The organism is Nocardioides sediminis (assembly GCF_003047295.1).
GTDB classification, from domain to species: domain Bacteria; phylum Actinomycetota; class Actinomycetes; order Propionibacteriales; family Nocardioidaceae; genus Nocardioides; species Nocardioides sediminis.
The window spans coordinates 19,271-37,470 of record NZ_PZYZ01000004.1; the positions used below are offsets into that span (position 1 = coordinate 19,271).

Here is an 18,200-nt window from a genome sequence, read left to right on the forward strand (position 1 = left end):
GTCGTCCAGCGCCCAGTCCGGAGCCCGGGGAGCGAGGTGAGCATGCCCGACTCGATCCACGCCGGCGAGGTCCTCGCCTCCCGGTACCGACTCGACGACCTCCTCGCGGAGAGTGAGGGTGGCCGCTTCTGGCGCGCCCACGACTCGGTGCTGCACCGGCACGTGGCCGTGCACCTCATCGACCGCGACGACCCCCGCGCCTCCAGCATGCTGGAGGCCGCCCGCGAGGTCGCCCCGCACGCCGACCCCCGGCTGCTGCGCGTGCTGGACGCCGAGCAGGTCGACGGGCTCTGCTTCGTGGTCAACGAGTGGGGCCAGGGCACGTCGCTGGACGCCCTGCTGGCCAACGACGGTCCCCTCCAGCCGCGCCGCGCCGCCTGGATCGTCTCCGAGGTCGCCGACAGCATCGCCCTGGCCCACGACGCCGGCCTCACCCACGGCCGCATCGTCCCGGAGAACGTGCTGATCGACCACCACGGCCAGGTCCGGATCATCGGCTTCGGCGTCGACGCCGCGCTCCACGGCCTGCCCCCCGGACGGCGTACCGACGACCTCGTCGACGTCGCCGCCCTGCTGTACGCCGCCCTGACCGGCAAGTGGGCGGGCGTCTCGCCCTCCCAGCTCCCCGACGCCCCCACCGACCACGGCGCCGTGCTGCGGCCGCGGCGGGTCCGGGCCGGGATCCCGCGCGCCCTGGACGCGCTGTGCGACCAGGTCATCAACGAGGGCCGGGAGGGCCGCGTCGGCATCTCGGCGGACGTCATCGCGGAGATGCTGCGCGACTACGTGGGCGACGCGTCGGGGATGCGTGAGACGCAGGACCACCCGATCCTGCCGCCGTGGGCGCCGCCGTTCGCTCCGGAGCAGGTCCGCGAGGCCCCCGAGGAGCCCGCCGCCGAGCCGACCGGCGAGGCGACCGCCGTCGTGCCGACCGGCGAGCCGACCGCCGTCGTCCCGGCCGCCGACGAGCCGGGTCGCGGGCCGGTCGGGCGCACGCCGGGCCCCCGCGCCGACCAGCCGACCCAGGCGGGCATGCCGGTCTTCGACGACGAGCGCGACGACGTCGGGTGGGTGTCGGCACGGTCGGAGGCCCCGCCCCCGCCGCCGCCCTTCGAGGAGCGTCCCGCCAAGCCGCTGTTCGCCCCCGACCCGCCGGAGGGACAGCCGGCGCGACGTCCGCGCGAGGGGGCCACCCCGGGTGGGTCCTCGAGCGGCTACTGGCCCTGGGAGGGCACCTCCGGCGGCACCGGCTCGCATGCGGGCCAGCAGACCGGCTCCGGGTCGTGGCCGGCCTACGACACCGGCGACGTCTCCGTCCCGGGTCGGAGCTGGATCCGGCTCGCCCTGCTCATCGGGCTGTGCCTGCTCGTCGCGCTCGCCGCGCTGGCGGCCTACCAGCTCGGACGCGGGGACGGCGACGAGCAGACGACCGAGACCCCGAGCTCCCCGGTGACCACCGCGGCCCCCACCCCCTTCCCGGACGTGACGGGCAAGGACTTCGACCCGCAGGGCACCGACGGACAGGTGGAGAACTCCGAGCTGGTGCCGCTGGCCCTCGACGGCAACGCCGCCACGTCGTGGTACACCTCGAGCTACGACCAGCAGCTCGGTCCCGCGGGCTTGAAGACCGGCGTCGGGCTGGTCCTCGACCTCGGCCGCACCCGAGGGGTGCGGAAGGTCGAGGTGGCCACGCTGGGCGGACCGACCTCGCTGTCGATCTTCGTCACCGGCCAGGCCCCCGCCGGGGTGGCCGAGCTGACGCCCGTCGGCACGGCGACCGGCAACGGGACCCTCACGGTCGACCTCGACGAGGCCGTGTCCGGGCGCTTCGTGACCGTGTGGCTCACCGCGCTCCCCCAGCTCGACGGCACCTACCGCGGCACGATCGCCGACGTGGTCGTCTCCGGGTGAGGGACGTGCCCACCCCGTCGTACGGCGAGCGGTCCGACGCCGAGCTCCTGGCCGCCCACGTGGACGGGGACGCCGACGCGTTCGGCGAGCTCTTCACCCGGCACCGCGACCGGCTCTGGGCCGTCGCGCTGCGCACCATGGGGAACCCGACCGACGCCGCCGACGGCCTGCAGGACGGGATGGTGGCGGCGTTCCGCCGCGCTGGGTCCTTCCGGGGCGAGGCCGCGGTCACCACCTGGCTGCACCGGGTGGTCGTCAACGCGTGCCTCGACCGCATCCGGGCCGCGAAGGTGCGGGCCGCCGACGCCCTGCCCGACGACCTGGAGGAGCGGGCGGCACGCGGTGCGCTGGTCGCCTCGACCGACGACGACCACGACCCCGAGGCCGGCGCGCTCGCGGCCGAGCGCCGGCAGGTCGTCCTCGACGCGCTCGCGACCCTGGCCCCGGACCAACGGGCCGCGCTGGTGCTCGTCGACATGGAGGGCTACTCGGTGGCCGAGGCCGCGGAGATCCTCGACTGCGCCGAGGGCACCGTGAAGTCGCGCTGCTCGCGCGGCCGCGCGCGGCTCGCCCCGCTGCTGGCTCCGCTCGGACCGGCCGCGCCCGCCTCCGCGCCGGGGAACCCGCCCGCCGCAGCCGACGTCCCATCCACCAGCGCAGCCCGCGCCCCGCCCCGTCGCGGCCGCTGATCCCTGCCCGGACCCCGCCCGAGCGTCCCGACCCCAGCCACCCGAGGAGGTGAGCCGATGCCCGCCCACGACGACCGTGCCGACCCAGCCGACCAGGCCCCCGACCGCCCGGTCCTGCCCCCCGCCGAGGAGGCGGCCGTCCGCGCCCGCCTCGCCGAGGCCCGGCACACCGACCCCGTCCCCGCCGACGTGGTCGCACGCCTGGACGCCGTCCTGGCCGACCTCGCCGCCGAGCGGCGCCAGACGTCCACGGAGCCCGTCGCGCCCGTCGTGCCCCTCCCCTCGCGCCGCCGCCGGGCCCTGGCCTCGGGCCTCGTGGCCGCCGCCGCCGTCGTGGTCCTCGGCGTCGCCCTGCCCCAGGTCCTGGACTCCGGCGGGTCCGACGAGTCGACCTCCGCCGGGGACGCCGCCGTCCAGACCCGTCCGGACGCGGGGTCCGACGCCGGCGGGGGCTCGGCCGACGAGTCCGCGCCCAGCGAGCTGGCCCAGGAGCCGGGTGCCAGCAGCGAGCGGTCCGGGTCCGCCTTCGCGGCACCGCTGGAGCTCAGCAGCGACGAGCCGCTGCGCCCGGCCGTCCGGGCGCTGGTCGACCGCGGTGGCGCCGCGGCGTACGACGCGGAGTCCGGCTGCGCGCCCGGCACCGGCGAGGGCGAGCGCGTGGCTGCCACCTGGGACGGCCGTCCCGCGGTGGTCGTGCTCCGACCGCCGGCCGCCGACCGCCAGGTGGTCGACGTCTACGTCTGCGGCTCCGGCGAGGTCGTGGCCACGACCGCGCTGCCCGCGCCCTGAGCCGCGAGCACACGCCGTACGCCGCGGAGTGGTGCGCGCCACGCCCGGGAACAACCCTCGCCTACGATCGGTTGAGATCGACGTACCACACCCCCCATCCCAGGAGCCCTGAGACCGCATGACTGAGCCCACCGCCACCCGCAACGTGATCATCATCGGATCGGGCCCGGCGGGCTACACGGCTGCGGTGTACGCCGCGCGTGCCGCCCTCCAGCCGCTCGTCCTCGAGGGGTCCGTCACCGCCGGCGGTGCCCTGATGAACACCACCGAGGTGGAGAACTTCCCCGGCTTCCGCGACGGCATCATGGGCCCCGCGCTGATGGACGAGATGCGCGCCCAGGCCGAGCGCTTCGGCGCCGAGCTCGTCGCCGACGACGTGGTCGAGGTCGACCTCACCGGCGACGTCAAGGTCGTGAAGACCGCCACCGACACCTACACCGCGCGATCGGTGGTCCTCGCGACCGGCTCCGGCTACCGCAAGCTCGGCCTCCCCCGCGAGGAGGAGCTCTCCGGCCGCGGCGTCTCCTGGTGCGCCACGTGCGACGGCTTCTTCTTCCGCGAGCAGGCCATCGCCGTCGTGGGCGGCGGCGACTCCGCGGTCGAGGAGGCCACCTTCCTGACCCGCTTCGCCTCGAAGGTCTACATGATCCACCGCCGCGACGAGCTGCGCGCCTCCAAGATCATGCAGGAGCGGGCGTTCGCCGACCCCAAGCTGGAGATGGTGTGGAACTCCGAGGTCGCCTCGATCAACGGCGACGACAAGCTCGAGTCGGTCGTGCTGCGCGACACCGTCACCGGTGAGGAGCGCCAGCTCGACGTCACCGGCCTGTTCATCGCCATCGGCCACGACCCGCGCTCGGAGCTGCTGGCCGGCCAGGTGGACCTCGACGACGAGGGCTACGTACTCGTCGACCACCCCTCGACGGCCACCAACGTGCAGGGCGTCTTCGCCGCCGGCGACCTCGTCGACCACCAGTACCGGCAGGCCGTCACCGCCGCCGGCACCGGCTGCGCCGCGGCCCTGGACGCCGAGCGGTACGTCGCCGCCCTCGACCACGCCGCGCTCGTCGACGCCTCGCCCGAGGAGACCGACGAGATCGTCACCGAGGTCGTCCAGACCGCCGGTCTCTGACGCCGGTCGCCGGGGAACAGATGTCCCCGGCACCGTGTTCACTCACCAGTACGCAGAACCCCAGACCCCTGAGAGAGGTAGATCAGTGGCCAACATCGCCGCCGTGACCGACGCCGACTTCGAGACCCAGGTCCTCAAGTCCGACAAGCCCGTCCTCGTGGACTTCTGGGCCGAGTGGTGCGGACCCTGCCGCCAGGTCGCCCCGATCCTCGACGAGATCAACGCCCAGCACGGCGACAAGGTCACCTTCCTCAAGATGAACGTCGACGAGAACCCCGTGACCCCCTCGTCCTACCGCGTCACCGGCATCCCGACCATCAACGTCTACAAGGACGGCGAGGTCGTGAAGTCCATCGTGGGCGCCAAGCCCAAGGCCGCGCTCCTCAAGGAGCTCGCCGACTTCATCTGAGTCGGTCTCGTCGCGCACGCCCCGGTCCGCCCCTGTGACGTCAATAGGGAGCAGGCCGGGGCGTCGTACGTCCCGGGGCCTCCCCGTGCCGCTAGGTGCCCCGTCAGTGCCCCGTACGCCGGGTGGGCAGGGTCCGCGGCTGCTGGGGAGCCCGCACGGGGGCCGGGCGCACCACCCCCCACAGCTTCTCCAGCGCGGCCTCGACCTCGTCCTTCCAGCTGATCGCCGAGCGGAGCTCCATGCGCATCCGCGGGGTCGTGACGTGCGCCCGCTGGGTCCAGAACCCGACCCGGCCCAGGAACTCGGCCGGCATCACGCACCCGTTCGCCCGGCCGCGGGTGTCGCCGAAGGCCTCCACGGCGACGATCCCGCGGGTCACCAGGTCCCGAGCCATCCCCTGGACCAGCAGCCGACCGAGCCCGCCGCCGCGCGCCCACGACTCGACGTGGACCGTGGTCAGCACCACCGCGTCCGGGGACACCGGCGCCGTCGGCAGCGCGGCCTGCCCGGGCACGAAGGCTGCCGGCACGTAGATCGCGTGACCCGCCACCCGGCCGTCCACGAGCACCACCCGGCCGCAGGACCCCCACTCGCGCAGCACCGTCGAGAGCCACTGCTGCTTCTCCGCGACCCGTTCATCGTGGTCGAGGCGGGCCCGGCTCACGGCGTCGAGCTCCCAGAACAGGCACGAGCGGCAGGGCTCGGCGACCTGCTCGAGGTGGTCGACGGTGATCGGGGCGGTACGACGCGACATCGGGCCTCCTGGCTGCCGGGAGCTGTCCACGCACGCAATCCCCATGCTAGGCCGCGGGCGGGCCTGAGAGGATGGGTTCGTGCGCCCGATCGTCCAGAGCAAGAAGCTGCGTGGAGTCCGCTACGACGTCCGGGGCCCGATCCTGCTCGAGGCCCACCGCCTCGAGGCGGAGGGCCACCGGATCCTCAAGCTCAACATCGGCAACACCGCCCCGTTCGGCTTCGAGGCGCCGGAGGCGATCCTCGCCGACGTGATCCACCACCTGCCGATGTCCACGGGCTACAGCGACTCCCAGGGCATCTACTCCGCGCGCACGGCGGTGACGAACTACTACCAGTCCCGCGGGCTCCGCGACGTCAGCGTCGAGGACGTCTTCATCGGCAACGGCGTCTCCGAGCTCATCTCGATGGTGCTGCAGGCCTTCCTCGACGACGGCAACGAGGTCCTGGTGCCGGCCCCCGACTACCCGCTGTGGACCGGCGCGGTGACGCTGTCGGGCGGCAAGGCGGTGCACTACCGCTGCGACGAGGAGGACGGGTGGAACCCCGACCTCGCCGACATCGAGTCCAAGATCACCGAGAACACCCACGCACTGGTCATCATCAACCCCAACAACCCCACGGGTGCGGTCTACAGCGAGGAGACGGTCAAGGGGCTGGTCGACATCGCGCGCCGCCACGAGCTGGTCGTCCTCTCCGACGAGATCTACGAGAAGATCCTGTTCGAGGACGCGCAGCACCACCACGCCGCGACGTACGCCGGCAACGACGTCCTCTGCCTCACCTTCAGCGGCCTGTCCAAGGCCTACCGCGTCTGCGGCTACCGCGCCGGCTGGGTGATGATCTCGGGCCCCAAGGAGATCGCCACCGACTTCCTCGAGGGCCTCACCCTGATCGCCAACATGCGGATGTGCGCCAACGTGCCCGCCCAGCACGCGATCCAGACCGCCCTGGGCGGTTACCAGTCCGTGGAGGAGCTCATCGGGCCCGGCGGCCGCTACTACGAGCAGTCGATGCTCGCCGACCGGCTGCTCAACGAGATCCCGGGCGTCTCCAACGTGACCCCCAGGGGCGCGCTCTACTGCTTCCCGCGCCTCGACCCCGAGGTCTACGCCATCGAGGACGACCAGGAGCTCGTGCTGGACCTGCTGCGGGCCAAGAAGATCCTGGTCACCCACGGCACCGGCTTCAACTGGTTCGAGCCCGACCACTTCCGCCTGGTGACGCTCCCCGAGGCCAGCGTGCTGGAGGAGGCGATCGGCCGGATCGCCGACTTCCTCGCCACCCGGCGCTGAGGGGCGCGTCTCACCTGCTCGCCGCCGCGGCGTCCGGCCCCTAGGCTCACCGCATGCGCGACGTGACCTACCCCCCGATCGTCTGGACCGCGCTCGCGGGCTTCAAGGCGCTCGGTCAGCGGTTCCAGATGACCGGCACCGAGAACGTGCCCCGCACCGGCGGCGTGCTGCTCGCCTACAACCACATCGGGTACGTCGACTTCATCTACGGCGGCTTCGCGGCCCGGCCCTCCCGCCGGCTGGTGCGCTTCATGGCCAAGCGCGAGCTCTTCGACCACCCGGCCGTGGGCCCGCTGATGCGCTCCCTGCACCACATCGAAGTGGACCGGGCGTCCGGGGAGAAGTCGCTGGACGTCGCCCTGGAGTACCTCGAGGCCGGCGAGGCGGTCGGGATCTTCCCCGAGGCCACGATCTCGCGCTCGATGGAGATCAAGGAGATCAAGACCGGCGCGGTGCGCATCGCCGCCGCGGCGGGGGTGCCGCTCGTGCCCGTCATCCTGTGGGGCACCCAGCGGATGATGACCAAGGACCACCCGCGGGACTTCAGCCGTGGCAAGACCATCGCGCTGACCGTCGGGGAGCCGATGTACCCCACCGGGGAGAACCCGGCCGCGGAGACCGCCGAGCTCAAGGCGCGGATGAGCGCCCTGCTCGACCAGACGATCGCCGCCTATCCCGCCGAGGAGCAGCCTCCCGGCTCCTGGTGGCTGCCGAAGCGCCTCGGTGGCTCGGCACCCACGCTCGAGGAGGCCGCAGTGCTCGACGCCGAGGAGAAGCGGGAGCGCGCCCGCAAGCGGGCGGCCAAGCGCGCCGCCGCCAAGGGCCGCTGAGCGCCGTCCGGCCGGGTCGTCAGGCGGGCACCGGCACGGCAGCACGACTTATGGTCTTGTCGATCAGTCGTCTTGTCGCTTTGTCGACATAGCGCGTTTCCGCAGGTCAGCGTCCGGTCCAGCCGGGTAGTTTGGGACGATCTCGGTTGATCTCCGCGGTTTCTCCACCGATTTCGTCCCAAACTAGCGTCGCCTGGGCGGGATCCGGTACGACGAACGCTGGGGCAGCGGGCACGTGCGCTGCCGCCGGGGCCGGGCAAGAGCGCCGCGTCAGATGGGGCGGTCGGTCCGGTTGCGGGGGTCCATGACCTCGACGATGCGCCGCAGGTCGTCCAGGGAGGCGAACTCGACGGTGATCTTGCCCTTCGACTTGCCCAGGTCGACCTTGACCCGGGTCTCTAAGCGGTCGGAGAGGCGGTCGGCCAGGTCGGAGAGCCCCGGGGCGGTCGGACGCGTGCGCGGGGTCCGCGCCGAGCCACGCTGGCCGGGCCCGACGGACACGATCTCCTCCAGCCCGCGGACGCTGATGCCCTCGGCGGTGACCCGGGCGGCCAGGCGGTCCTGCAGGTCGGCGTCCTCGACGGTGAGCAGCGCACGGGCGTGACCGGCGGACAGAACGCCCGCGGCGACCCGGCGCTGGACGGCGGGGGAGAGCTTGAGGAGCCGCAGGGTGTTGCTGATCTGGGGCCGCGAGCGACCGATGCGCTGGGCGAGCTCGTCGTGGGTGCAGCCGAAGTCCTCGAGCAGCTGCCCGTAGGCGGCCGCCTCCTCCAGCGGGTTGAGCTGGGAACGGTGCAGGTTCTCCAGCAGCGCGTCACGCAGCATGTCGTTGTCGTCGGTGTCGCGGACGATCGCGGGGATGGCCGTCAGGCCGGCCTCCTGGGCGGCGCGCCACCGGCGCTCACCCATGATCAGCTCGTAGGAGTCCTCCTCGGTGCGGCGCACGACGACGGGCTGGAGGAGACCCACCTCGGTGATGGAGTGCACCAGCTCGGCCAGCGCCTCCTCCTCGAACACCTGCCGCGGCTGCCGCGCGTTGGGACGCACCTGGTCGATGGGGAGCTCGGCGAACCACGAGCCGGATACCTCACCCGCGGGCCGTCGGTCCGTCGTCGCGTGGTCGACCGCCGCCGACGCGTCGTGGTTCGACGTGGCACCGTCAGTCCCGGGACCGCCGACCGGCTCGGAGGGACCGGACCCGTTGGTCCCGGTCACCGCACCCGGAGCCGCCTCCGGCGGGGCGGTGGGGATGAGCGAGCCGAGGCCGCGGCCGAGGCCCCGGCGGACGGGCTTGGGGGTGGACGTCATCTGGGTGCTCCCTTGGTGGCGATCTCGCGGGCCGCCTCCAGATAGCTCAGGGCACCCGCCGACGCCGGATCGTAGGTCATCACGGTCTGTCCGTACGACGGCGCCTCCGACACGCGCACCGAGCGGGGGACCGCGGTCTTGAGGACCTCGTCGCCGAAGTGGTCACGCACCTCGGTCGCCACGCCGGCAGCGAGCCGGGTGCGGGCGTCGTACATCGTCAGCAGGATCGTGGAGACGACCAGCGCGGGGTTGAGGTGCTTGCGGACCATGTCGACCGTCTCGAGGAGCTGCCCGAGGCCCTCGAGGGCGTAGTACTCGGCCTGGATGGGGATGAACATCTCCCGACCGGCCACCAGCGCGTTGAGCGTCAGCAGGCCCAGGGACGGGGGACAGTCGACGAAGACGTAGTCGAAGCGGTCCTCGCCCGCCTCGTCCGCGGTGCCGATCAGGTGGTGGGCGGCCAGGGCCTTCTGCAGCCGGCTCTCCCGGGCCACCACGCTGACCAGCTCGATCTCGGCACCGGCCAGGTCGATGGTGGCGGGCACGACCCACAGTCCGGGGAGGTCCTGGCTCTGCGTCATCACCTCCCCGAGGGGCTGGCCGTCCACGAGCATGTCGTACGTCGAGGGCACGCCGCGGTGGTGCTCCACGCTCAACGCCGTCGAGGCGTTGCCCTGAGGGTCGAGGTCGATCACCAGCACCCGCTGCCCGAGCTGGGCCATCGCCGCGGCGACGTTGACGGTGGACGTCGTCTTGCCGACGCCGCCCTTCTGGTTCGCCACGACGAACACCCGCGTCTCCCGGGGACGGGGGACCTCACGCCCGCGGTGCAGACCGCCCGTCCGGGCGAGCACCGAGTGCTCCGCGGCGCGGGCCAGGGGAGTCGTCTCGTCGTGCAGCGCCTCGGGACCCTCCGCAAGCTCCGCGGCGGTGCGCACGCGGTAGGGCCGAGGCGGTGTTTCACGTGAAACCGAATCGCCCTCCGGCGTTTCACGTGAAACGTCGTCGTCCACCTTCTGTGGATGAACTCCCACATTCTGTGGATATTCACGCTCAGGGGCGGTCCCGGGACCGGTGGAAAACTGCGTCGAGCTCTCGGACGGGTCTCGATCGGTCCCCTCGGCGGAGGAGTCGTGCACCGGGTGGTCCTCAGACACGGGCCAGGCCTTTCACTACACACAGGACGAACGAGGGAACCCACGCGTGCGTGCGTCCCGGACGATCAGCGGGCACGCCGGCGGCGCGAGCTGCGCTTCGCCGGAGCAAGCGGCCAACCTACCCGCGCGGGGTCCGCCCAAGCCACTCTCAGGGCGTGCGTGCTGTGGAGAAGGATTCCGTCGCCGAGGGTCAGGACCTCCGGCTGCCCGCACCGCCAGCGCTCGAGCACGGGGCGAGCCGCGTCGATCTCCTCGCTCACGTTCGAACCCTTCATGGCGACGAGGGCACCGGTGGGGGCGACGAGCGGCATCGACCACTCGAGCAGACGGTCCAGGGGAGCGACCGCGCGCGAGGTCACCACGTCGAAGGTCCGGGATCCGTGGAGGGCGTCTGCCCGCCCACGCACGACCTCGACATTGACCAGTGACAGCGTCTCCACCGCCTCGTCGAGGAAGGTGGTCCGTCGCAGCAGCGGCTCCACCAGGGTGATGCTCAGGTCGGGCCGGGCGATGGCGAGCACAAGACCGGGGAGCCCGGCACCCGAGCCGATGTCGCACACCGTGCTGCCCTGGGGGATGACCTCCCCGAGCACCGCGGAGTTGAGCAGGTGCCGGTCCCAGAGCCGGGGCGCCTCTCGCGGACCGATGAGCCCGCGCACCACGCCATCGGTGGCGAGCAGGTCGGCGTACGCCACCGCGATGGGCAGCCGGTCGGACGCGAACACCCTCCCGGCCTCGTCGGGCGGGGAGGGTGTGCGGTCGTGCTCGTGGGTCACGGGGCTCGTTTCACGTGAAACAGGCCTGTCCGGCGGAGCCGGTCAGGCGGGGAGAATGACGACGTGACGCTTGGGCTCCGCGCCCTCGGACTCCGAGGTCAGCCCGGCGGCCGAGACGGCATCGTGGATGACCTTGCGCTCGAAGGAAGTCATCGGGGACAGCGACACCTGCTCGCCCGTCTCCTTGACCAGCGCGATCTTCTCGGTGGCGAGCTCTACCAGCCGGCGGCGCTGCTCGGCGCGGTGGCCGGAGATGTCCAGCATCAGGCGCGACCGCTCGCCGGTCTCGCGGTAGACGGCCAGGCGGGTCAGCTCCTGCAGCGCGTCGAGCACCTCGCCGTTGCGCCCCACCAGCTGCGAGAGGTCGGCCCCGACGATGGAGACCGCGGCCCGGTCACCCTCCACGTCCATGTCGAGGTCGCCGTCGAGGTCTGCGATGTCGAGCAGCTCCTCGAGGTAGTCGGCGGCGATGTCACCCTCCTGCTCCAAGCGCTCGACCTTCGAGGGGCGCGACTCGGCACGCGCGTCGACGCGGTCCGTGTCCCCGCGGTCGGTCGCCGTCTCGGGCGAGGTCTCGGCGTCCGTGGCCTCGGCGGCGGCGGTCTCCTGCAGGTCTGTCGGGTCACTCACGTGGATTCGCTCCTGGGATCAGTGTGGGCTGCGGGTCGCCCCGCGGACGGCTGGGGAAGGGTCAGTGACCCTTGGGCTTCTTCTTGGCCTGGCGCTGGGCCTTGGTCTGGCGCTTGGGCTGGACGCGGGGGGCGGGACGCTCCTCGACCTCCGTCGAGGTCGACAGCGTGTCCTGGGACGCCTGGGCGTCGGTGACGAGGCCCTTGCGCTGGGCCTTGGCCTTGTCGCGCTCCTCCTTGGCCGCGAAGGCCGGCGTGCCGGGCGCGGGGTTGTTGCGGATCACGTAGAACTGCTGGCCCATCGTCCACAGGTTGGAGGTGGTCCAGTAGAAGAGCACGCCGATCGGGAACGCGATGCCACCGACCGCGAAGACGACGGGGAGGACGTAGAGCAGCAGCTTCTGCTGCTGGGCGTACGGCCCGGTGAGCGCGTCGGCCGGCATGTTCTTGCTCATCAGCTGGCGCTGGGTGAGGAAGGTCGTGGCCGTCATCGCGATCACCAGCACGGCGGCGAGGAGGCGGACGTTCCAGTCGTCGGTGCTGAGGAACGTGTCGGAGATCTTCGCCCCGAGGAAGACCGCGTCGCCGAGCTGTTCGTTGAGCGTCGGCGTCATCAGGCCGCGCTGCTCGTCAGGGTTGCGCGCCGCCTGGTCGAGGAGCCGGAACAGCGCCAGGAAGATCGGCATCTGGAGCAGGATCGGCAGGCAGGACGCGAACGGGTTGGTGCCCGAGTCCTTGTAGAGCTTCATCGTCTCCTGCGCGAGACGCTCCCGGTCGTGCCCGTACTTCTTCTGCAGCTCCTTCACCTTGGGCTGGATGAGCTGCATGTTGCGGCTGGACTTGATCTGCTTGACGAACAGCGGGATCAGCGCCGCCCGCACCACCAGGGTCAGGCCGATGATCGACAGCACCCACGCCACACCCGACGCCGGCCCGAAGATGTCGCCGAAGACGTTGTGCCAGCCCACCAGGACCGCGGAGATGACGTAGTACAGCGGCGTCATGATGAAGCCGCCGATGGTAGTGAAGAAGTCGATCACTCATGCTCCTCGAGTGGAGGTGGGATCCGGGCCGGCTGCTGCGGCGCGGGGTGGAACGGGGTCGTAACCGCCGGCGGCCCACGGGTGGCACCGGGCGAGGCGTCGTACGGCGAGCCAGCTGCCTCGCAGCGAACCGTGCTGCGTGACCGCCTCGAGCGCGTAGGCCGAGCAGGACGGGTGGTAGCGGCAGACCTGGCCGTAGAGCGGACTGATGACCGCGCGGTAGGCGCGGAGCAGCCCGATCAGCAGCAGTCTCACGCCCACACCTCGATCACGACATCACCCTCGACAGGCAACGGTCCAGGTCGGCGCCGAGTTCCGCGTACGACGCCGTGGCGCTCGCCGGGAGGGCACGGACCACGAGGACGGCAGAACCCGGGAGCTCCTGCAGCGACGGCAGGTGCTCCCGGGTCAGGTGTCGGAGTCGGCGCTTCACGCGGTTGCGGACCACGGCGTTGCCCACGGCCTTGCTCACCACGAAACCGGCACGGGCCGGGGCGTCGACCTCGGAGGTACCGAGGTGCACGACCAGCGTCCGGGAGCCGGAGCGTCGGCCGGTCCGGACGGTGACGCGGAAGGCGTCGCCATCGACCAGCCGGTGGTGCGCCGGCAGCACGGTCGCGGTGGGGTGAGCGGTCGCCGGGGCGTGGCTCAGACGGCCAGGCTCTTGCGGCCCTTGCGACGGCGCGAGGACAGGATGGCGCGGCCGGCGCGGGTGCGCATGCGCAGGCGGAAACCGTGCACCTTGTGACGGCGGCGGTTGTTCGGCTGGTACGTACGCTTGCTCACGAGTTGTCTCCGATGCGTTTTCTGACGGTGTCCACTCCACAGCCGGTGGATCGGTGGCCCGCACGGGCGACAGGGCACCGGTGCGGTACGGCGCTTCGGCCGGCACCGCCCACCCACGCGCACGCCCCGGTGGGCATGAAGTCGTGGACATGCGGCACCCGTCGACGCGAAGTGGTGACAGGGAAGGTGGTGACAGGGAAGGTCATCGCCCGGAGGCGACCGGCCAACGGTACGCGGGGCGGAAACACCGGGTCAAACCAGCGATGATGACACGATCGGCGGGCCTGTGGATGACGCCTTGCCGCGAGTGTCGGCGCCTTGTTAGGTTCCGGGTCACCCGGTGCGACGAGATGACCCGCACCACCCCTCTTCCCCCCGCGGTACGGCGCTGCGCTGCCACGTCGGCGTTCGACGGTCGGTGGTTCACAGACTGTGGAAAACTCTGTGGAGCACCTGGCGCCCGCACCCGGCGGCCGGGGTCGAGACCAGTGAGGCGTGGAGGCACTCGTGGAACACCCGGAGACCGACCTGGGGACGGTCTGGCGCGCCATCGTCCGTGACCTGCAGCCCAACCAGCGTGCCTGGCTGCGCGCGAGCGAGCCGGTGACGCTGCACGAGAGCACGGCCATCATCGCCGTGCCCAACGACTTCACCCGCAACCAGCTCGAGGGCCGGCTGCGTGGCCAGCTCGAGGACGCCTTGAGCGACGCCCTCGGCCGGGAGATCCGCCTGGCCGTCACGGTCAACCCCGCACTGGAGGCGGAGGGGCCCGCCGATGTCGTCGCCCACGACGTCGAGCAGCGAGACATCGACATGTCGACAAAGTCACATGACGACATGTCGACCCCGGTGGGGATCGCACCGCTCCCCAGCGTCGCGGACGAGCCGGCCCCCGAGCGCCGGGCGGGCTCCGCCCTCGAGACCCGCCTCAACCCCAAGTACACGTTCGAGACGTTCGTCATCGGGTCCTCCAACCGCTTCCCGCACGCGGCCGCGGTCGCGGTGGCCGAGGCGCCGGGCAAGGCCTACAACCCGCTCCTGGTCTACGGGGAGTCCGGGCTGGGCAAGACGCACCTGCTGCACGCGATCGGGCACTACGTCCGCAGCCTCTACACCGGGGCCAAGGTGCGCTACGTCTCCAGCGAGGAGTTCACCAACGAGTTCATCAACGCGATCCGCGACGACCGGCAGGACCGCTTCAAGCGGCGCTACCGCGACGTCGACGTCCTGCTGATCGACGACATCCAGTTCCTCGAGGGCAAGACGCAGACCCAGGAGGAGTTCTTCCACACGTTCAACACCCTCCACAACGCCAACAAGCAGATCGTGCTGACCTCCGACCGCGCCCCCAAGCGTCTCGAGGCCCTGGAGGACCGGCTGCGCAACCGGTTCGAGTGGGGCTTGATCACCGACGTGCAGCCGCCCGACCTCGAGACCCGCATCGCGATCCTGCGCAAGAAGGCCGCCATGGACCGCCTCACCGCGCCCCCGGACGTCCTCGAGTTCATCGCCAGCAAGATCCAGACCAACATCCGCGAGCTCGAGGGTGCGCTGATCCGGGTGACCGCGTTCGCCAACCTCAACCGCCAGGACGTCGACATGACCCTGGCCGAGATCGTCCTCAAGGACCTGATCCCCGAGGGCGGCGAGCCGGAGATCACCCCCGGCCTGATCATCGCCCAGACCGCCGCCTACTTCGGCGTCTCCATCGAGGACCTCACCGGGCCGAGCCGCGGGCGCCACCTGGTGATGGCCCGCCAGATCGGCATGTACCTGTGCCGCGAGCTCACCGACCTCTCGCTGCCCAAGATCGGCGCCGAGTTCGGCAACCGCGACCACACGACGGTCATGTACGCCGACCGCAAGATCCGCCAGCTGCTCGCCGAGCGGCGGGCCGTCTTCAACCAGGTCAGCGAGCTCACCAACCGCGTCAAGATGCAGGCCCGCCAGCCCTGACCGGCCCGCACAGCGGCCCACCCCAGCACGCTCGAGCGCACGGGGCGCGCCCGTGAATCACACGGCTGTGCGATGTGGAGGACGTGTGGTTCGACGCGGCCTGTCGTGCACACCCCCTGTGGGGATCCTGCGCGACGACCGGCGACGACGCGGCGGCGTGCACACCCAGGCGCAGGCGTCGACAGGCTCCTCAACAGCCCCTGTGCACGACGATCGAGCGCCGCGACCTGCGACGACGCGAGTTGTCCACAGTTTCCACGGACCCTATGACTCCCACGAACCTCTACACGGATCGATCGCTCGTCGAACACCACACCGCCCTCTGCCTGGGGACAACCCGACCGACGGCCGGAGCGACAACCTGACCGGCACCACCCCACGATGAGGAGCGGCATGGCAGGATTCACCTCCCACGCGCCGAGGCGTGTGGTTCGTCCCTGCCCGATCGTGCGTCCCAGCCCCCTGCTGCGAGCCACCGATCACCTGCCGTCCACCGCACCGAGGAGCCCGCAGTGAAGTTCCGCGTCGAACGCGACGTCTTCGCCGACGCCGTCGCCTGGGCGGCCCGTAGCCTCCCGGTCCGTCCCAGCGCCCCGGTGCTCGCGGGCCTGCTGATCGAGGCGAGCAACGAGGGCCTGGTCCTCTCGACCTTCGACTACGAGACCTCCGCGCGGGCCGACCTCACCGCGCAGGTCAGCGACGACGGCAGCGCCCTGGTCAGCGGTCGGCTCCTCGCCGACATCTGCCGCAGCCTGCCCAACAAGCCGGTCGACGTCGTCCTCGAGGGCCCCAAGGTCCAGCTCACGTGCGGCTCGGCGCGCTTCAGCCTCCAGACCATGCCGGTCGAGGACTACCCCAAGCTCCCGGAGATGCCGGCCGCCACCGGCACCGTCTCCAGCAACGACTTCGCGCACGCGGTCGCCCAGGCGGTCACCGCGGCCGGCCGCGACGACATGCTGCCCGTCCTCACCGGCGTACGGATCGAGATCGACGGCCCGACCATGTCGCTGCTGGCCACCGACCGCTTCCGGCTCTCGCACCGCGAGCTGACGTGGAACCCGCAGACCCCCGACGCGTCGGTGGCCGCCCTGGTCCCGGCCAAGGTGCTCGGCGACACCGCCAAGTCGATGACCTCGGGCGCCGAGGTGACCATCGCGCTGAGCACCGGCGGCACCGGTGAGGGCCTGATCGGCTTCGAGGGCACCGGCCTGGGCGGCGTACGACGCACCACCACCCGACTCCTGGACGGCGAGTTCCCCAAGGTGCGCTCGCTGTTCCCCAACGAGCACCTGACCGTGGCCAAGGTCAACAAGCAGGAGCTCATCGACACGGTCCGCCGTGTCGCCCTGGTGGCCGAGCGCAACACCGCGGTCCAGCTCAAGTTCGGCGACGACCAGCTGGTCCTCGACGCCGGCAGCGGCGACGAGGCGATGGCCACCGAGGCGATCGACGCCGAGATCACGGGTGACGACCTGACCACGGGCTTCAACCCGCAGTTCCTGCTCGACGGCCTGACCGCGCTCGACGGCGAGTTCGTCGACCTGTCGTTCACCCAGGCGACCAAGCCGGTGGTCATCTCGAGCACCGACGCGGGCGAGGACAACGGCTTCCGCTACCTGTTGATGCCGCGCCGGCTGCTCAGCTAGCGCGACCCGTCCCGGTTAGGTCTCCCCCTGCCCGTCGCGACGGCGGTCGGGGTGGTGGTTGAGTGGGGCCAGCAGCACGGACGAAGCCACACGATCCTCGGAGGGCACACGCATGGACATCGGACTCGTCGGCCTCGGCAAGATGGGCGGCAACATGCGCGAGCGGCTGCGCCGTGCGGGGCACACCGTGGTCGGCTACGACCGCAACCCCGACGTCAGCGACGTCGACTCGCTCGCCGCGCTCGTCGAGGCGCTGCCGAGCCCCAAGGTCGTGTGGGTCATGGTCCCCGCCGGCGACCCCACCCGGGCGACGGTGAAGGAGCTCGGAGACCTGCTCGGCGAGGGCGACGTGGTGGTCGACGGCGGCAACTCCCGCTGGACCGACGACCTCGCCAACGCCGAGCTGCTGCGCGAGAAGGGCGTCGGCTACGTCGACTGCGGCGTCTCCGGCGGCGTCTGGGGGCTGGAGAACGGCTACGCCCTGATGTACGGCGGCGACGCGGCCGACATCGAGAAGGTCCAGCCCGCCTTCGACGCGCTGAAGCCCGAGGGCGACTTCGGGGCCGTGCACGCCGGCAAGGTCGGCGCCGGGCACTTCTCCAAGATGGTCCACAACGGCATCGAGTACGCCGTGATGCAGGCCTACGCCGAGGGCTGGGAGCTGCTCGAGGCGGCCGACCTGACCGACAACGTCACCGAGGTCTTCCGCTCGTGGCGCGAGGGCACCGTCATCAGGTCCTGGCTGCTGGACCTCATGGTCGCCGCGCTCGACGACGACCCGGGCCTGTCCCGGATCGCCGGCTACGCCGAGGACTCCGGGGAGGGCCGCTGGACCGTCGAGGCCGGCATCGAGCACGCCGTCGCCACCCCGGCGATCACCGCCGCGCTCTACGCGCGCTTCGTCTCCCGCCAGGAGGACTCGCCGACCATGAAGGCGGTCGCGGCGATGCGCAACCAGTTCGGCGGCCACGCCGTGCGGACCGCGGCCCCCGAGGGCGGCGACGCCGCCGGGACCAACGGCTCCCCCGACCAGTCGGGGGCGGCCCAGCAGGCCGGTGCCGGCGAGGGTCGCCAGACGGGTGAGAGCTAGG

Annotated in this window: 19 protein-coding genes; 10 read left to right on the forward strand and 9 right to left on the reverse strand. The window is 71.8% G+C overall.

Going from position 1 to position 18,200, the window contains the following annotated elements; genetic code table 11:
• Positions 1–42 precede the first annotated feature (42 nt).
• The 5 genes from DAI17_RS10790 (at position 43) to trxA (ending at position 4,930) form a co-directional block, all read left to right on the forward strand.
• Positions 43–1,911 carry a protein kinase family protein gene (locus DAI17_RS10790; RefSeq protein WP_159081478.1) on the forward strand — a complete coding sequence of 623 codons (1,869 nt, stop codon included), beginning with the start codon at positions 43–45 and terminating at the stop codon, positions 1,909–1,911.
• Positions 1,908–2,600, forward strand: a complete 693-nt coding sequence (sigM, locus tag DAI17_RS10795; protein ID WP_199905071.1) for an RNA polymerase sigma factor SigM — start codon at positions 1,908–1,910, stop codon at positions 2,598–2,600. The genes DAI17_RS10790 and sigM overlap by 4 nt, the downstream gene beginning before the upstream one ends.
• A 57-nt stretch (positions 2,601–2,657) precedes the next feature.
• Positions 2,658–3,389 (forward strand): hypothetical protein, encoded by a 732-nt coding sequence (locus DAI17_RS10800; RefSeq protein ID WP_107772949.1) that lies wholly within the window; start codon positions 2,658–2,660, stop codon positions 3,387–3,389.
• Between the two features lie 118 nt (positions 3,390–3,507).
• A complete protein-coding gene (trxB, locus tag DAI17_RS10805; RefSeq protein WP_107772950.1) occupies positions 3,508–4,521 on the forward strand; it encodes a thioredoxin-disulfide reductase in 1,014 nt (337 codons plus the stop codon).
• Positions 4,522–4,606: 85 nt separating this feature from the next.
• Positions 4,607–4,930, forward strand: coding sequence for a thioredoxin (trxA, locus tag DAI17_RS10810; protein WP_107772951.1), 324 nt, complete (start codon positions 4,607–4,609; stop codon positions 4,928–4,930).
• A 103-nt stretch (positions 4,931–5,033) separates the two neighbouring features.
• Here trxA and DAI17_RS10815 read toward each other — a convergent pair whose 3' ends face one another.
• The gene (locus tag DAI17_RS10815) at positions 5,034–5,684 is read right to left on the reverse strand and encodes a GNAT family N-acetyltransferase (protein WP_107772952.1); all 651 of its coding nucleotides are present in this window, start codon (positions 5,682–5,684) and stop codon (positions 5,034–5,036) included.
• Between the two features lie 79 nt (positions 5,685–5,763).
• On the opposite strand from DAI17_RS10815, the gene DAI17_RS10820 reads away from it, so the two are divergent.
• Positions 5,764–6,978, forward strand: coding sequence for a pyridoxal phosphate-dependent aminotransferase (locus DAI17_RS10820; RefSeq protein WP_107772953.1), 1,215 nt, complete (start codon positions 5,764–5,766; stop codon positions 6,976–6,978).
• Positions 6,979–7,031: 53 nt separating this feature from the next.
• The gene (locus DAI17_RS10825) at positions 7,032–7,808 is read left to right on the forward strand and encodes a lysophospholipid acyltransferase family protein (protein ID WP_107772954.1); all 777 of its coding nucleotides are present in this window, start codon (positions 7,032–7,034) and stop codon (positions 7,806–7,808) included.
• A gap of 270 nt (positions 7,809–8,078) precedes the next feature.
• On the opposite strand, the gene DAI17_RS10830 is transcribed toward DAI17_RS10825, so the two are convergent.
• The 8 genes from DAI17_RS10830 to rpmH all read right to left on the reverse strand — a co-directional run bounded on the left by DAI17_RS10830 (position 8,079) and on the right by rpmH (position 13,507).
• Positions 8,079–9,116: a ParB/RepB/Spo0J family partition protein gene (locus DAI17_RS10830; RefSeq protein ID WP_107772955.1), complete on the reverse strand. Its 1,038-nt coding sequence runs from the start codon at positions 9,114–9,116 to the stop codon at positions 8,079–8,081.
• Complete coding sequence (locus DAI17_RS10835; RefSeq protein WP_325049868.1) at positions 9,113–10,054, reverse strand: ParA family protein; 942 nt, start codon at positions 10,052–10,054, stop codon at positions 9,113–9,115. The genes DAI17_RS10830 and DAI17_RS10835 overlap by 4 nt, the downstream gene beginning before the upstream one ends.
• A gap of 284 nt (positions 10,055–10,338) precedes the next feature.
• Positions 10,339–11,049, reverse strand: coding sequence for a 16S rRNA (guanine(527)-N(7))-methyltransferase RsmG (rsmG, locus tag DAI17_RS10840; RefSeq protein ID WP_234412443.1), 711 nt, complete (start codon positions 11,047–11,049; stop codon positions 10,339–10,341).
• Positions 11,050–11,091: 42 nt separating this feature from the next.
• Positions 11,092–11,679 (reverse strand): Jag family protein, encoded by a 588-nt coding sequence (locus DAI17_RS10845; RefSeq protein ID WP_199905072.1) that lies wholly within the window; start codon positions 11,677–11,679, stop codon positions 11,092–11,094.
• A gap of 61 nt (positions 11,680–11,740) precedes the next feature.
• Positions 11,741–12,682: a membrane protein insertase YidC gene (gene yidC / locus DAI17_RS10850; RefSeq protein ID WP_407669732.1), complete on the reverse strand. Its 942-nt coding sequence runs from the start codon at positions 12,680–12,682 to the stop codon at positions 11,741–11,743.
• Between the two features lie 36 nt (positions 12,683–12,718).
• A complete protein-coding gene (gene yidD / locus DAI17_RS10855; RefSeq protein ID WP_107773298.1) occupies positions 12,719–12,976 on the reverse strand; it encodes a membrane protein insertion efficiency factor YidD in 258 nt (85 codons plus the stop codon).
• Positions 12,977–12,989: 13 nt separating this feature from the next.
• Entirely contained in the window at positions 12,990–13,334 is a 345-nt protein-coding gene (gene rnpA / locus DAI17_RS10860) for a ribonuclease P protein component (RefSeq protein WP_107772958.1), read from the reverse strand.
• Between the two features lie 35 nt (positions 13,335–13,369).
• Complete coding sequence (gene rpmH / locus DAI17_RS10865; protein WP_011758123.1) at positions 13,370–13,507, reverse strand: 50S ribosomal protein L34; 138 nt, start codon at positions 13,505–13,507, stop codon at positions 13,370–13,372.
• Between the two features lie 507 nt (positions 13,508–14,014).
• Here rpmH and dnaA point away from each other — a divergent pair.
• From dnaA to gnd, 3 genes are all read left to right on the forward strand, one after another.
• Entirely contained in the window at positions 14,015–15,463 is a 1,449-nt protein-coding gene (dnaA, locus tag DAI17_RS10870) for a chromosomal replication initiator protein DnaA (protein WP_407669718.1), read from the forward strand.
• A gap of 512 nt (positions 15,464–15,975) precedes the next feature.
• Positions 15,976–17,109, forward strand: coding sequence for a DNA polymerase III subunit beta (gene dnaN / locus DAI17_RS10875; protein WP_107772960.1), 1,134 nt, complete (start codon positions 15,976–15,978; stop codon positions 17,107–17,109).
• Between the two features lie 58 nt (positions 17,110–17,167).
• On the forward strand, positions 17,168–18,199 hold the full coding sequence (gene gnd, locus DAI17_RS10880; RefSeq protein ID WP_107772961.1) for a phosphogluconate dehydrogenase (NAD(+)-dependent, decarboxylating): 1,032 nt from the start codon (positions 17,168–17,170) through the stop codon (positions 18,197–18,199).
• The last annotated feature ends 1 nt before the right edge of the window (position 18,200 follow it).